Below are 15,392 nucleotides of genomic sequence, written 5' to 3' on the forward strand. Positions count from 1 at the left end.
AGGGCGCAGGCTACCTTAAAAGCGTTTTTACAGCGCGGTTTTAGTAGTATTAGGGGTTTTGATAACTCTTAAGAAGGGTGGCCTGCTATGATTTTCAATTTGCTTCTTCTTTATAACCCTTTTTACAAAAAAGATGTGATCGAGTTGCACTTAGAGATCCTCAAAAAGGAAAAAAGGGTAGCTTTTGGCAAGATTCGTTCCAAGTCTAAAGACAAGGAACATAAATTCCTCCAAACCTTGCAAGATATTTATAAAAATGTGAACAGCACGAATTTTTTGCAACTTTTCTTAACAGATTGGGACAATCTTTTTGTGGCTAAGGTGGAGGCGGTACAAAGCCATTTAGATCAAGTCAGAGCTCCTGACTATTATCAAAAGGAAAAACACGATGTAGAGGCGTGGTTTATCGTAACGGATTTAAGAGAGTTAGAGCGCAATAATTTTATTGTGGTGCGTGATAAGCATTTGCCTAAGTTCACCACGCCCAATTATGGCGATCACACTTTTAGACTTTATGGGAACGATTATGACTACCCCCTAATCATTAATATGAAAGAGCCTCATAATTATTTTGAGAGGCAGGAAAAATTTTATCCCAATGTGTTTAAAACCCAGAATTTTAGAAACACCAAACAATCTTTGATCGATGTCAACTTAGGGGTATCCGCCTACAGCCTGCACTATGAAAGCTTGGATAACATCGTTTATGCTGAATTGGAGTATCAGGCCAATAAACAAGACCCTCTTTATGATTTTAGCACCATGCTTGTCAAGTATTCCAAGGTGTTAGAACAAGAATCTTATCTTTTAATTAAAGATCTCATCGGATTTTTAAGCACGATCGAACCAGCGATTTTAAATGTAGATTGCTCACTAAAGCATAAAAAAGTAACGCTAGAAGACATATGGCAATGCAAGAATGTTTTTAAAAAGGACATTGATTTTAAAGCATGCCAAGATCTTTTAAGACACCGCAGTTTTTATGATTTGAAAGAAAAGTTACCCCCATTTAGTGCTTCCTTTGCCCTAGAACAACTGCCCAATGAGCTTGAGAAGTTTGCTAAGATTCGCAATGAAGGCGTGCACGCTCGAGCTATTACACTCCAAGAAGCCCAACTCACAAGAAGTCAAATTTTAGGCGTAGCAATCGATCAGAAGACAATAAAAATTCCTAATAGCTTGGTTAAAAACATGCTCCAAGTCCGCCATGAAATTAAGCCTCCATCTCCACCATCCTCTTCCACTCAAAAACCCTCTCTAGCACCCCAAAAACCTACACTCGCCTCTTCAAAGCCAGTGCCCGCTAAATTTAAATCTAAAAATCCTCAGACAATGCATATTGTCATACGCAATCGATAAGGTTTTGCTATACTAGGATTCTCTTTTTTTATATAAAAACACCCCGATACTTTAAGGATGTAGATGGAAAAAATCTTAGACATTGTAGAGTTGATTGCCTATGAAAAGGGCTTGAGTTTAGAAATGGTTAAAGAGGTGGTGAAAAATAGCATTCTCAAAGTCGCCAAAAACACCATTGACCCGCAAGCAAATTTTATGATTGATGATAGCAATAAGGATTTTACTCTCTTGCATGTGGTGGAAGTGTGTGCTGATGACGATCCTAGGCTTGTCGCAGACCCCACTAATACACTTGCCTTGACAGAAGTCCTCAAAGACGACCCTTCTTTAAAACCTAATGATTTACTACATTATGAAATTAGCTTAAAGGACATGAAACGCGGAGCGGTCAACGCCCTTTTTAAGGACTTGGAGTTTAACATCCAAAGAAGCCTAGAAGATCAATACTTCCAAAAATACAAAGGCATGCTCAATACCATTGTGAGGGGAGTTGTTTTAGATATAGACAAAAATCAAAACACCTTTGTAGAGATTGAAGGCGTGCAGGCAGTGTTGGCTTTGCGTAATCGCATTAAGGGGGAGAGTTTTAAGGTGGGGGACACTCTGCGCGCTATTCTTAAAAGCGTGCACTTCAGCAAACAGGGTCTAGTTTTGGAACTCTCAAGAACTACGCCAAAATTCTTAGAAGCCCTTTTACATTTGGAAGTGCCTGAAATTGCAGATAAAGAAATCGAGATCATGGGGATCGCGCGCATTCCCGGGGATCGCGCTAAGCTAGCTCTGCGCTCGCACAATGTCCACATCGATCCCATCGGAGCGACTGTGGGGGTCAAGGGAATACGCATCAATGCGATCAGCAAAGAGCTGTGCAATGAGAGTATCGATTGCGTGCACTATAACGAAGTGCCTGAAATTTACATCGCCAACGCTCTATCACCAGCCAACATTGTTAAAATCGAATTGAGCCAAAAGACCCTAGAAGATAAGATTCAAAAAAATGCCCTAGTAACTTTGCAGGCCGATCAAAAGAGTAAAGCCATTGGCAAGAGTGGAGTCAATGTGCGTTTGGCATGCATGCTTACTGGTTATGAGATCGATTTTAATGTGTTGGCTGAGGAAGAGAGCCCTAAAAAGAGCGGTCTGAGCATGCTAGAATCCTTGTTTAAAACCCCCCCAACTCCCCCCCAATCTTAAAGCAATAAAGGGGCTAGTAAAAAGCCCAAGGCTACAGAAAAGCCGATCGCGAGTACTCCGGGCACAAAAAAGGAGTGGTTAAAAATATATTTGCCAATGCGCGTGCTGCCCGTGTCATCCATCTGCACAGCCCCTAGCAAAGTGGGGTAAGTGGGCAGGACAAAGAGGGCTGAAACAGCTGCAAAGGAAGCCACCACAATATAAACATGTTCGCTATGTTCTGGGGTAATGCCCAAAGCCAAAATTACGCTAGGAATTAGGGCTTTTGTCGTGGCTGCCTGAGAATAAAGAAGCATACTCGTAAAAAACAAGCCTATAGCGAGCAAAAAGGGATAGTGCACCAATAAAGAGGAAGCAAGAGCTTTAATAGGCTCAATATAGCCCTTTACAAAGGTATCTCCTAGCCACGCCACACCTAGCACACACACGCACGCGCTCAAACCCGCTTTAAAAGTGCTGGTGTTGACCAGTTCGTTACATTTGAGTTTGCAAACCATCACAATCAAGGCTGCAATGGTGAGCATGAAGCTGATGATGGCATCATTGCGCGGGAGAATAACCGGCTTAATCCAAGCGATGTTTTTAGAAATAGCAGTCGCATAGAACACCACAGCAACAATACCCAGTATAAAGATCAACACCGAGAGTTTAGCCCCCTTGGGGAGCTCTTGGTGGGAGTGTGGGGTGGAGGTTGTTGAGATAGCTCTATTTTCTAGCGCGTTAGGAAAAAAGGTGCTCACGACAAAGGCAGTGAGCATACAGCCAACAAGTGTAGTAGGGATACAGATGGCTAGCAAAATAGGGTAAGACACTCCAAAGGGCTCTAAAAAGCCGCTCATGGCGATCACGGCAGCTGAGACAGGGCTGGCAGTGATGGCTATTTGCGAAGAAACTACGGCTAGAGAAAGGGGGCGAGAGGGGCGAATATTTTGCCCCTTAGCCACTTCTACAATGACGGGCAACATAGAAAAAGAAGTGTGTCCCGTGCCCGCTAGCAAAGTTAGGATATAAGTAACTAGCGGGGCTAGGTAATTAATGTGTTTAGGGTTACGCCGCAAAATTTTCTCAGCCACGCTCACCAAGTAATCTAACCCTCCGGCTAGTTGCATGCTAGAGATCGCCCCAATAACTGCCATGATAATAAGGATTACATCCCAAGGGATATTACCCGGACGCATTCCTAGAAACAAGCTTAAGACCACCACGCCTAATCCCCCGGCAAAACCAATACCCATTCCCCCTAAACGCACGCCCAAATAAATCGCTCCTAAGAGCACAGCAATTTGCAATGTGAGTAACATCGCTCTCCTTTCTTAAGTTTGTTTGAGCAAATGGGTGCGCCAAGTTTGAGGGTGGGCGCGCATAAGCTCTTCTAAATATCTGGCATGAGTGGCATTAGAATTAAAGATTTGTAAATAAGGTCCTAAGGCTTCAAGATTGACATCTACAATATTAGAACTCCCATCATTCATGTTTTTGATCAAAACTTGGCGCGCGTGTAGGGGGGTGGTTTCTAAAAAATGCCTCTCCATTTGGCTGAGAGCAACACCTAGCTCAGAGCTCAAGTCTTGGGCATGTTTTTGAGGGTAAATGATCAAAGTGCCCATGTTTTTTAGAAAACTCTTGGCATCTTGCATTTGTGCGAGCTGATGGATGTCTTGGAGAGCGAGCACCACAACCCCATTTGCCTTACGCGCTTGTGTGATGAGGGTATTGATGTGGGCATTGAGGCTTGGATTTTGAGCGTAACTTCTAAACTCATCCACGAACAATAAAAACCCCCGATTGGCATGCAAGGACAGATGAAAAAGTTTATAAAAGATGTAATAGGCTAAAAGTCCTAAATCCTTAGGGTTGAGGGTGATAGCGTCCATGTTGATCGTGGTTAGAGGGTTGTTAAGCTCTAGGCTATCCTCTAGGGCACTAAAAAGGGGGTGGTTACAATAGGACTCTAAAGCTAGAGCGAGTTTAGAGTTATGAATCAGAGTTTCTTTAAAATCTTGAAGGCTAAAGGTTTTGGGGGGTAGAGTAGAATAGAGGCTATGCAAAGCCTTATGAATGGCGTTGTTTTCTGCGATGTCTTGGGGCGTTAGATTGAGCATGGCTTGATAAAAGGAGTGCAAAAAGTCGTGATTTTCTTGGGAATATTCTAAAGAAAGCGGGTTGATTTTAAAATGCGCCCCGCTATTGTAATTCCCTCCAAGATACTGCGTGCAAGAGAAAAGACCATAGGCGCGATCGAGGGCTAGAATGTTGAGATGATCGTATTTGAGCGCGCTCATCATCAAAAACCCCATCAAAGTAGTTTTGCCCGCCCCAGTCGCTCCGATGATCATCGTGTGCCCATTCACCTTAGCGATATTGTGTTTGGCTACGCCTAAATGGCGCACTTCTTGGTTATGAAAATTAAAGAGATAGGCAGAGTGATCCAAATTCTTAAACACACTTAAGGGCATATTCCCCCAAGAATTGCTTTTAAAACCCCGATTGAATCGCTCAAACACCACCAAACATGCCAAAGCCTGCGCGCTTTGATAACGCAATCTTGGATTAAGATGCATGCGCCCCGGGAAAAAAGAAAAATACGCCGGTTTCAAGCCCAAAGTTTCTACCACGCCGACTAAGTGTTCATTAGCTAACAAACTCAACACCTCTTGGGCGTGTTGGTTTAAGGTTTCTAAATCCGGGCTTTTAAGATGGATATTGAGCGCGCATTGTTGCAAACAGAGGCGTTTAGCCTTGATGAGCTCATAGTAATTTTCTAACTCTGCACGCACCAGCTTTGTAAAGGTGAGGCGGATTTTCTCTTGGAGGAAGGCTAGGGCTTCTTGAGTGCTCAGAGGCTTGATTGAAAAGATAATGTCTAACTCTTTTTGGTGATGGAGCAAGGTAGAGAGGGCTATAGAAGTGATGGTTTGACTCCCATATGCCTTAATCCCAATAATACAATTATAAATGCGCGTGTTGTGCCTCTCTTGCACAAAGTAATTTTGATGAAAATGCACATTAGTGGCGATATAGCTATCCTCTAAAAAACCCTGCGAGGGCTTGAGAGGAAGACTAACCCCATTGATATAAGAAGCGTAAAACTCAAGGACCTCGCGACCACTTAAAAGAGTGGGTTTAAAGCTGGCAAGCGTGTGTCGGATTTGTGCGATCGCTTGGTTTAAAAGGGAGAGTTTGTGCGCGTAGGGTTGATCCTCTGCAGTAGTGAGCTGGAGTTTTTTTGTCGCAAAAAAGCCTTGAATGGGCTTGGTGATGGTTTCAAAGATTAAATAATAGCGTGTCTCATAGATCGCTTTGCTCTCAAAGCTTTGGATAATGGCTTGGGCGTGCGCATTTTGCACGCAAGGGTTTTGTTCCAAAAGAACACGGCGGCGTTTGGTGTAAATGCGCAAAATCACCCCATCAAGCTGGCTTAAGGCATGGTGCTTGCTCTCAAAATAGCCCTCTAAATCCTCCTTGCTCATAGCACTCAAACTCAAACCCTCAATTTCTACCATGCCCACTAATTGCTCTTGTTTGGTGAGGATAAAGTGCGCATCATAAAGCCCCAAAATATTGTTTTCCTCAGTCATAGAATAGACTTTGGGGAAGGTGCCGGTTAAAAAATCCCAAGCTTTGGTGCGTAAAAAATTGCCTAACCTATGCCACATTGCTAGGAAAAATTATAAGGATTCTGCATTAAGCCCGGGTTAATTATAATTCCCTTATGAGAGATGATTTTCTGCGTGAACAACTTTTAAAAGAACTCTTGGAGCGTTTGGAGGCTAGACAAGCTCAATTTGAAGAAGAGATCAAGACTAAGATCGATGGTTTTAACTTTAAGCACATGGATTTAAACAGCGTCTTTAGATTGGAGCGCAAACACACCGCGATTGCCTATAAGCTCGTGGCTTTGTTGAGTGTGATTAGTCTAAGTCTAGCGATTGCCATCGTTGTTCTTCTGCCCCTCAAGGAAACCCAACACCATTTTATAGATTTTGCTAACCAAGACAAGCATTACGCCATTATCCAGCGCGCTGATGGAAGTATTTCAAGCAATGAGGCTCTTGTGCGCTCTCTTATTGGGCATTATATCCTCAATCGCGAGTCCATTAATGGGATTGATGATCAAGAACGCTATGAGATCGTGCGTCTGCAAAGCAGTAGCAAGGTGTGGCGACTTTTTGAGGAATTGGTCGCCTCTAAAAATAGTGTTTACACGGACAGCAAAATCCAGCGAGATATTCAAATTATCCACATCGCTATTTTAGAGGGGGTGCAGGGCTCTAAAATTAGCCATGTGCAAATCAAGGCCAAGCTTTTCCATGAGGGCAAACCTGTTTATGAAAAACGATATAACATCACCCTAAGCTACGCTTTTGTGTCCCCTCCCAAGTCTGACAACACCCCCCTACCCAAAAACCCTACAGGTTTTCAGGTTACCCAATACAGCGTTACTCAAATGCAGGATTTCAAGTAAGTTCAAATTCTTTAAGCTTTTCTAGCACGGCCTCAGGCACAGCGTCTTGATGGATTTCTGTAAAAAACACCCGATTCACGCACGCCCCCCCAGCGCACGCCCCCCCAGCACTCGCATCGATCCAAAAATCCGAATCTAGCACCGGAATAGGGGCTTTTTCCCCCACAAAATGCAGGGCTTCTAACTCCCTAAAGCCCACCACCCAGCCATACCCTTCTGCGGTGTTGGTAATGGGTTTGTAGAGTTCTAAATTGAACGCATGATCTCTGGCATCAAAGAGAAGACCGCACACTTTGGAATCCTTATAAGATCGCAACCAATCGGCATAATAAATGCCCGCGTTTTCGATCTGATCTTCTTCAAATTCCTCACTAGCCCCCACAGCTCTAGCCGTCATTTTCAAGAGGTCTAAGGGGGAGGGAAGTTGTGTGAGCACATGCACATGCAAAATATTCGTTGCGGTATTGATGAGCGAGCTGGTGATGGTGCGCAATTCCTCATCGGCCATAAACACCTTGAGAGCGTAACCACTGCGAGTTTTCTCTTTCATCTTGGCTACAAGTGAGGTATTATTTTTAAGCTCCTCCTCTAAGAGTTTGTCAAAACGCAACACCAACACATCTGCTCTGAGCAAAGAGGCGACCTGTTTCATGTAGTTGCTATAAAGAGTGGGGTCATGCCATGGATAGGGCTTGTGTTGCATGAGCACCTTATGGGCATAGGCGCGCGCGTCCACAATCAAGCGTTTTTGAGAGTCTTTTAAGAGAGTGTGCAGGGGATTCATCTAAAACCTTTGAGCAGAATTTAAAAACTTGGATTATACTACCAATTTGTATACACAACGCGTTAGAATGCAAGAAAGTCGATCGTGGAGCCTTACCAACATCTCCTAAGTTTCTTTATAGAACCCACACAACAGCTTTTATCCAGTTTGGGAGATCAGATACTAGAAAACTTGCACCTCCCCCTCATTTACAATGGAGTTTTAAGTTTAGCTTTGATGGTTTGGGCATACCAGAGGGTACGCTTGGGCGATATGTTTGCCACAAAAACACTCTTTTCTTTGGCGGGTTTTGCGGGCTTTTTTACCCTTTTTAATTACGCGTGGAAACACCCCCATGATTTTTACGAGTATCTTAAAAGCGCGCTATTCATTCCCTCAAACGCTCTAATGGAAATCATCATATCTAGTTTGCAACATGCCAATTTTGCCTTTGGAGTGGAGGGCGCACACCTCAACTTCGCCTTTTTAATCAACCAAGCTTTCCACACGCTAGAGTTGATCATGCACACAATGGGCGCGCTAAGTTTGAATGCTACCACTCTGCTAACAATAGGGGTGTTACTCTGTGAGGGGGCGTTACTTACTTTAATCTTAGCCCTAAGCCTCATCGTGTCTATTGAAATTTATCTTTGGCTTGCCTTAGGAATATTGGTGCTTCCCTTAGGCTTTTTTGCCAGTTTGCGCCCCATTCTTTGGCTATATTTAAAAAAATGCGCGGGGCTTAGTTTTTACCAACCCCTCATGGTGCTTTGTGCCTGCTATAACGCGCAGATTCTCCAAACCCTCATCCCCGCCTCTGCCTCCAATTATGAAGTGTATTTTATGGTTATCATCAGCGCGCTTTTAGAGCTCTTTCTTGTGTGGCGTATTCCCCACTTTATCCAATCTCTTTTTCACACACAAGGGGGCGTGCAAGATGCTATCCAGCTAGTGGCATTAAGCAAGAGCGCGCTAGTGCAAAATGTCTCAAATCTCAACCCCTCTGCAAATATCCATGTGAGCCATAAAAGTAATTCCAAGCCTCAGGAAATGACCTTGAATATCAAAACACTCTCTCAGCCCAGCACCCCAACTACTACCATTAGGAACACACATGGACATTAAAATTTTATCAACACTTTCCCTTATAGTTATTCTTAACGCCTGCTCTCATCGCATGCAAGAAATGCAAAAGAGCCCATGTGCACGCGCAGAACACGCCACATCGCACCAAGTAAAAGCAAACTAAGTTGCCATGCGCGCTTAAACAAAATCCGATTACTCCAATTGCCACTAGGACTTATGTCATATAAATACTACTCCAAGCCCTCTAAAGCTTGCATCGCTTCTTTATTGCCAAACTCCACGGCCTTTTCTAAGAACTTGATCGCCTTTTTACGCTTTTTACCCGTGCCAATGCCCATTTTATAGGCTACTCCAATTTGATAAAGAGTTTGAGCAGTATATTCCTTAGCTATTGGATTTTTAAAAGATGAGGCATGCAAAAGCTTTAGATTGATCTTTAGGCATGCCTAAGCCTTGCTGCCATGGTAGCCAAACCATAGTTGGCAACGAGAAGAGCAGTCGAAGATTGTAGCGGTGTCAGAGAGGAAGCCATATTTCCTATTCCACTCCCCTCGCGCCAAGTCTTTAAAATCCGTAAAGCTGAATCAAAGTAGGTTTTAGCCAGATAATAATCTACTTTTGTCCCCCTACCCTCCATATAGGCAATCCCTAAAAGAGTCGTGCCTAAAACATTGCCATTTTCATGCGCTCGCTTGAAATCCTTAAAAGCCTCTCTATCATTATGTTGTTGGAGGGCCTCAAAACCTTGCAAAGCTTGCGGTCCTAGCGAAGTGTCCAAGTCAAACGCCCTCAAAGGAGTCAACGCTAGCCAAATAAATCCTAACAATAACACTAATCTGTGCAAATTAAACAACATATGTATCCTTACCTATTGGAGATCGCGCATGGCTTCTAGGGCTTGGTTGCTACCCAAATCAATCGCCATTTGAAAGCATTCTTTAGCCTTGCTACGGCTTTTACCCGTACCAATACCCATTTTATAAGCCATGCCCATCTCATAAAGGGTCTGAGACACGAGAGTTTTGATGTAGGGGAGTTTCTGTATAAGTGCAACGGGGAGATTTTTTAACTTAAGGCTATGTCCAGCCACTGCTCCAGAAAGTCCCAAAGTTGCCATGTTCATGAACATTCCTAGCATAAATCCATGGCCCCTATTGGCACCCATCCTCACTAAAATATGCTTATAAAGTTTAAAGGCTTTTCTAGGACTTTTGCCCATGCCCAAACCCTCTTGGTAGAGATGAGCTAAACCTAAATTAGCCACAATCATAGCCGCACTCAAAAAGGTGGGAGAATATCTTTCATTGCCTACTTCTCCGGCTTGATCATAGCTGATCGTAAGCCTTGATTCATGCTTGACTTTGGTGTCTTTGAGCACAATATGAAAATAAACTTTAGCCTTACCGGGGTTGGCCTCAGCCCCTAAACCATAGGCATACATCTTACCCAAAAGCGCAGTGCCTAACACATTGCCTGACTCATGTGCTTGTTGGTAAATTTTGTAGGCCTTCTTATAGTTATGATGAGATTCCGCATTGATTCCCTCATACAAAAGAGGGCCGATACCTTCATCAAAATTACTTCCCCTCAAAGGCGCGCATGCTACCCACAACACCAAAAACCCAGTGATGATTTTCATCAACACGGACATGCTGTAACTATTTCTACAAAAACTCATTAGCATGCTCCTCGATCAGCAAGATTTTCATTAAAGTCCATATTCTCCCTCAAATGTTTACTCATGTTTGCTCTCATACTTGCTCACCTTGTCCATACTAGATGAGGGGACTAGCACCTCATAAAACACCCGCTCATGCTCTTTTTTATCCTTTTGGCTCTTGATGAACTCAAAGGCATCGGGGACGAGTAGCTTAGAGCTATTGAGCACTACGATATTTTTAAAGAAGCATTGTTTGTAATACTCAAAATCATCGCGATACAAATGGCTTTGATAGCCATGGCAATCTTGCAGAAACTTCTCTAAATACTTGGCATCGATCTTATGTTCTCCATCTGGATTCCAGTTTCTGCACTGCGCAAAGATGATTTGTTTGTCTTTGCGCAAAATCAAATCGATGCGGGTGAATGCCAAATGTTTCTCTTGATTGTCTTTACTCTCATCGTATCGTTTGACATTGAAGCCCTGACCTGCATAATAAGCGGCCACTAAATCCCTATATTTTTTGGCGTAATCCATACTAACTCCTTCTTTGTGTTCTATGATTTTAAAATCCACCCGTAGGTCTTGGGTGTGTTCCTTGATAAATTGCCACGCCTCTTTTTCTAGCACGGGGCTAGAGAGTATTAGAAGTCTTTGGCAATTTTTGCCTCGATATTCTGCTTTTTCTAGGGCATCGCAATTTTGTAAAAACTCTTGGACATAGTCCAAACCCACACGATGACCCGTTTTTTTATTCCAGTTTTTACATTGGATAAAAAGCACCTCCTCACCCTTAGCCACAATGAGATCAATTTTTTGATCTTGTTTGCCTAGATCGCGATGAAAAATGAGCCCATAGCCTTGTTGGGCATACTCCTGAGCGATAAAATTTTCATACTCACGCCCCTTTTCCATGTTTTTATTCTCCTTTTTAGTGTTTTGATCAAAATACCCATGGGGTTTTTCTATCTCAAATGCGTGTAAATCACTTGACGCGGGGGTGGGTGCGCTGGGTTGTTTAGGGGGTGGTCTTTGGAGAGTTTGGCTAGGAGTGTTGGGCGGTGCTTTGAAGCGTTGGATCACAACAACACAAACAAGGGTTATTCCTGCAAGGATGAGCCACATCATAGGCACTCCGCAGAAACCAAAAGATTAGGGAGATAAAATTTAGAAGGAAAGTTTAATTTATTGGGGGGGGGAGGTAAATCTAATGAGAAGCAAGCAAAACTCCTTAAAGCAAAAGGACTTATCTTAGCACAAAAGAATTAAAAATAGAAAGTTTTTAAAGCAAAACCTAGGGCAAGAGTGCTGTCTCCAACATAAAAATGGTAGTCAAGGGGGTAGACCTTTATCTGTAGCACTAAGGCGGCATACGCGCGTAAATCTCCTAACTCTCTCTCTTAAAAAGTTTATGCTTTGGGATATTCTTGTTTGTTGTAGCTCACTATGATAGATAGCTACAAAATCCGCCCTTTGCGCCTAAGACTGGCTATAAACTCAAGGCGTATAATCTCTATATAAAGATTCTAAGTATCTAATCCCCCAAAAGACTCTTGGCGTTCTTGCAACCTGATTCATACCCCATTTTGCAGGCTTTTTTAAAATATTCATAAGCCATTTCTTTATCCACCCCTACGCCCTCGCCATTAGTATACATCACCCCTAAATTATTATAAGCAACAGCAAACCCCGCATCGGCGGCTTTGTGGTAGTATTGCAAAGCTTTTTTGTAATCTTTCACCACTCCCTTACCGGAATAATACATGTTTCCTAAAATATTATAAGCACTAGTCTCCCCCGCATCGGCGGCTTTGTGGTAATACTCTAAGGCTTTTCTATAATCTTTATTCACTCCTTCTCCCTCCTCATACATGATACCTAGATATTCATAAGCTCTAGCAACTCCACCCTCCGTAGCTTTTTTAAAATATTCAAAAGCTTTATGAAGGTCTTTCTTAACGCCTTGTCCCTTACAATACATAATACCTAGAATATCGTATCCATCAGCATTCCGCAAGTCTGTCGCTCTTTTGGCATATTCGAACGCCTTTGTATAATTCTTTTGTCTGTAGTAATCCATCGCCTTTTTAAAAACCTCTTCTGCGCTCTCTGCCCCACACAATCCCACAGACAAAAACAAAGCTCCCACAAGACTTAAAAAGCGATTCTTTAACATGCCAACTCCTTATAAGATTAGCCTTTGCCCAAATTCTGCGCCAACACTTGCACTAATTTAGCGGTATTGGTGGTGGTATGCGCGGAGAGGGGCAGAATAAAGGCGGGCTTGGGGTCTAAACTCTTTTCAAAGGCGTTTAGAACACTAGCAAGCTCTTCAGGGGGGAGCAGGTCTATTTTATTGATCGCCACCCCAAAGGCGCGCTGTTGCAGAATGGGCGAAAACGCGCCCAATTCGTGGCGCAACTTTTGATACTGCGCCTCTAAATCCAAACTTACATCCAGCACAAAGAGTAAAAACTGCGTGCGCTCAATGTGTCTTAAGAATGCTAGCCCTAAGCCCTTGCCCTCACTAGCCCCCTCTATGACTCCGGGAATGTCGGCGATCACAAATTCTTTAAAATCCCCCACGCTCACCACACCCAAATTAGGCACTAAGGTCGTGAAGGCATAATTAGCGATTTTGGGGCGCGCATTAGAGATCACGCTAATTAGAGTGCTTTTTCCCACATTAGGAAAGCCCACCAAACCCACATCAGCAATGAGTTTTAGCTCCAAGCGCACGCTCAACTCCACCCCCTCTAGCCCCTTTTGCGCGTAGGTGGGGCGTTGTTGCACGGCATTTTTAAAACGCGCATTGCCCATTCCCCCCTTGCCTCCCTGCAAGAGCTTGACCGGCACGCCACATTCTATAAAATCCCCCAAGAGTTCCCCGCTTTGCTGATCATAAATCTGTGTCCCTGGAGGCACAATGAGGGTAACACTCTCTCCCTTTTTTCCACTGCACAACTTAGGACCTCCGGGCGCGCCATTTTTGGCTTTGTAATGCTTTTTGCCTCTAAAAGCCCCCAGTGTGTCGGTGTTATTGCTCACTTGCACAAACACATCACCCCCATCACCCCCATCACCCCCATCTGGACCGCCCTTGATCACAAATTTCTCCCGCCGAAAGCTCACCGCTCCCGGACCGCCCTTGCCAGAAGCAATCAAAATTTCTACACTATCTACAAACATGGATCAAGAAAAGCGTTGCATGGATTTTTCTAAATGGGGCACGGCGTTTAAAAGTTTTTTGGTGTAGGGGTCTTTAGGATCGCTTAAAAGCGCGTCCACATCTCCGCGCTCCACAATTTCCCCCTGATACATCACCAAAATACGATCGCTAATGTGCTCCACCACGCCCAAATCGTGGCTAATAAAAACATAGGTCAAGCCCATTTCTTTTTGCAAATCCAATAATAGATTGAGCACTTGGGCTTGAATGGAGACATCTAGGGCTGAAACGGGCTCATCACAGATCACCACTTTAGGACGGATAATGAGCGCGCGCGCAATTCCGATGCGTTGGCGTTGCCCTCCTGAGAATTGATGGGGGTAACGCTCAATCCATTCGCGCTTAAGTCCCACATAATCCATCATCTCTAAAACCTTTTCGTGCCGCTCTTGTCTGGAAAAGTTTGTATTGAGCAAGAGGGGCTCGGCGATGATGTCTCCCACCTGCCATCTAGGATTAAGACTAGAATAAGGGTCTTGAAAAATCATTTGTACATGTTTGCGGTATTCCTGCCAATCGGCTTTGCTAAATTGAGTTAAACTCTTGTCATTAAATAAAATCTCTCCTGAGCTAAGACTCTCAATTCCCATTAAGAGTTTGGCCGTAGTGCTCTTCCCACAACCACTCTCTCCTACCACGCTTAAAATCTCTCCCGGGTGCACCTTAAAGGTGATATTGCGCACCGCGTGGATGAGCTTTGGGGGCTTAAAAAGTCCTTGAGAAATGCAGTAGGTCTTGCATAGATCGTTAGCTCTTAAAATCATCGAATCTCCCTAGGAAACTCTAAATAGTTCACATTTTCATCCACAGTTTGGAGGCGTTTTTTGCGGTGCTCCTTGCCCGGCTTAGGGATAGCATTTAGTAGGGCTTGAGTATAGGGGTGGCGCGGGTCATTAAAAAGCTCCTTAGCACTGGCTTTTTCCACGACATGCCCCTTATACATCACCACCACCGCATCAGCTAATTGAGCGACCACGCCTAGATCGTGGGTGATGAAAAGTATCGAAGTGCCCTTAGTGGCTTGCAACTCTTGCATAAGTTCTAAAATTTGGGCTTGGATGGTAACATCTAGGGCGGTAGTGGGCTCATCGGCGATTAAAAGCTCAGGCGCGCACACCATCGCCATGGCAATCATCACCCGCTGGCGTTGCCCTCCGCTGAGCTTAAAGGGATAGTCGTTGTAACGCTCTTTAGCATGCGGAATGCCCACGCGCTCCAATTCAGCCAGCGCGCGCTCATAGCGTTCTTTGCGACTCAAATTGGGGTGGTGGATTTTGAGCGCCTCGCTAATTTGAAAGCCGATCGTATAAGAGGGATTAAGGCTAGTCATAGGTTCTTGGAAAATCATACTAATTTTCTTGCCTCGAATCTCTTTTTGCATTTGCTTTTGGGTGAGCTTGAGCAAGTCCTGTCTATTAAACTCAATCACCCCATCCACAATTTTACCCGGTTTGTCAATCAGCCCTAAAATGGAGAGCGAGGTAATGCTCTTCCCGCTCCCACTCTCCCCCACAATGCACAGAGTTTGAGACTTTTTAAGCTCAAAACTCACCCCATCCACCGCCTTATTAATGCCCTTATCGGTGAAAAAATAGGTTTTAAGATTGTCCACTTTGAGCAAAGTCTCTTGCATAAA

Annotated in this window: 15 protein-coding genes; 4 read left to right on the plus strand and 11 right to left on the minus strand. The window is 43.9% G+C overall.

Annotated elements, in window-relative coordinates; translation table 11 throughout:
- The first annotated feature begins 87 nt into the window (after positions 1 to 87).
- The gene (locus HFELIS_RS02640; RefSeq protein WP_013468990.1) at positions 88 to 1,359 is read left to right on the plus strand and encodes an HP0729 family protein; all 1,272 of its coding nucleotides are present in this window, start codon (positions 88 to 90) and stop codon (positions 1,357 to 1,359) included.
- A 63-nt stretch (positions 1,360 to 1,422) separates the two neighbouring features.
- The gene (gene nusA / locus HFELIS_RS02645; protein ID WP_013468991.1) at positions 1,423 to 2,553 is read left to right on the plus strand and encodes a transcription termination factor NusA; all 1,131 of its coding nucleotides are present in this window, start codon (positions 1,423 to 1,425) and stop codon (positions 2,551 to 2,553) included.
- Here nusA and HFELIS_RS02650 read toward each other — a convergent pair.
- A complete protein-coding gene (locus HFELIS_RS02650; protein ID WP_013468992.1) occupies positions 2,550 to 3,854 on the minus strand; it encodes an anaerobic C4-dicarboxylate transporter in 1,305 nt (434 codons plus the stop codon). The genes nusA and HFELIS_RS02650 overlap by 4 nt on opposite strands.
- Before the next feature lie 12 nt (positions 3,855 to 3,866).
- Complete coding sequence (locus HFELIS_RS02655; protein ID WP_013468993.1) at positions 3,867 to 6,209, minus strand: VirB4 family type IV secretion/conjugal transfer ATPase; 2,343 nt, start codon at positions 6,207 to 6,209, stop codon at positions 3,867 to 3,869.
- Between the two features lie 56 nt (positions 6,210 to 6,265).
- Between HFELIS_RS02655 and HFELIS_RS02660 the strand changes: the two genes are divergently transcribed.
- Entirely contained in the window at positions 6,266 to 7,018 is a 753-nt protein-coding gene (locus HFELIS_RS02660; protein ID WP_013468994.1) for a type IV secretion system protein, read from the plus strand.
- Here HFELIS_RS02660 and HFELIS_RS02665 read toward each other — a convergent pair.
- Positions 7,011 to 7,802: a hypothetical protein gene (locus tag HFELIS_RS02665; RefSeq protein WP_013468995.1), complete on the minus strand. Its 792-nt coding sequence runs from the start codon at positions 7,800 to 7,802 to the stop codon at positions 7,011 to 7,013. The genes HFELIS_RS02660 and HFELIS_RS02665 overlap by 8 nt on opposite strands.
- Before the next feature lie 84 nt (positions 7,803 to 7,886).
- Between HFELIS_RS02665 and HFELIS_RS02670 the strand changes: the two genes are divergently transcribed.
- Positions 7,887 to 8,906 (plus strand): VirB6 type IV secretion protein, encoded by a 1,020-nt coding sequence (locus tag HFELIS_RS02670; RefSeq protein ID WP_013468996.1) that lies wholly within the window; start codon positions 7,887 to 7,889, stop codon positions 8,904 to 8,906.
- Between the two features lie 191 nt (positions 8,907 to 9,097).
- Here the strand turns inward: HFELIS_RS02670 and HFELIS_RS02675 are convergent, their stop codons facing one another.
- From HFELIS_RS02675 to HFELIS_RS02710, 8 genes are all read right to left on the minus strand, one after another.
- Entirely contained in the window at positions 9,098 to 9,286 is a 189-nt protein-coding gene (locus tag HFELIS_RS02675; RefSeq protein ID WP_041302731.1) for an SEL1-like repeat protein, read from the minus strand.
- Between the two features lie 17 nt (positions 9,287 to 9,303).
- Positions 9,304 to 9,723: a sel1 repeat family protein gene (locus tag HFELIS_RS02680; RefSeq protein ID WP_013468998.1), complete on the minus strand. Its 420-nt coding sequence runs from the start codon at positions 9,721 to 9,723 to the stop codon at positions 9,304 to 9,306.
- Positions 9,724 to 9,735: 12 nt separating this feature from the next.
- Entirely contained in the window at positions 9,736 to 10,545 is an 810-nt protein-coding gene (locus HFELIS_RS02685; protein ID WP_013468999.1) for a tetratricopeptide repeat protein, read from the minus strand.
- A 57-nt stretch (positions 10,546 to 10,602) separates the two neighbouring features.
- A complete protein-coding gene (locus tag HFELIS_RS02690; protein ID WP_013469000.1) occupies positions 10,603 to 11,655 on the minus strand; it encodes a restriction endonuclease in 1,053 nt (350 codons plus the stop codon).
- A gap of 406 nt (positions 11,656 to 12,061) precedes the next feature.
- Positions 12,062 to 12,703 (minus strand): tetratricopeptide repeat protein, encoded by a 642-nt coding sequence (locus tag HFELIS_RS02695; protein ID WP_013469001.1) that lies wholly within the window; start codon positions 12,701 to 12,703, stop codon positions 12,062 to 12,064.
- 17 nt (positions 12,704 to 12,720) lie between these two features.
- Positions 12,721 to 13,716 carry a GTPase ObgE gene (gene obgE / locus HFELIS_RS02700; RefSeq protein WP_013469002.1) on the minus strand — a complete coding sequence of 332 codons (996 nt, stop codon included), beginning with the start codon at positions 13,714 to 13,716 and terminating at the stop codon, positions 12,721 to 12,723.
- A gap of 3 nt (positions 13,717 to 13,719) precedes the next feature.
- The gene (locus HFELIS_RS02705) at positions 13,720 to 14,520 is read right to left on the minus strand and encodes an ABC transporter ATP-binding protein (protein WP_013469003.1); all 801 of its coding nucleotides are present in this window, start codon (positions 14,518 to 14,520) and stop codon (positions 13,720 to 13,722) included.
- On the minus strand, positions 14,517 to 15,389 hold the full coding sequence (locus HFELIS_RS02710; protein ID WP_013469004.1) for an ABC transporter ATP-binding protein: 873 nt from the start codon (positions 15,387 to 15,389) through the stop codon (positions 14,517 to 14,519). Before HFELIS_RS02710 ends, HFELIS_RS02705 begins: the two co-directional genes overlap by 4 nt.
- Between the last annotated feature and the right edge of the window lie 3 nt (positions 15,390 to 15,392).

The organism is Helicobacter felis ATCC 49179, assembly GCF_000200595.1.
In the GTDB taxonomy this organism is placed as follows: Bacteria; Campylobacterota; Campylobacteria; order Campylobacterales; family Helicobacteraceae; genus Helicobacter; species Helicobacter felis.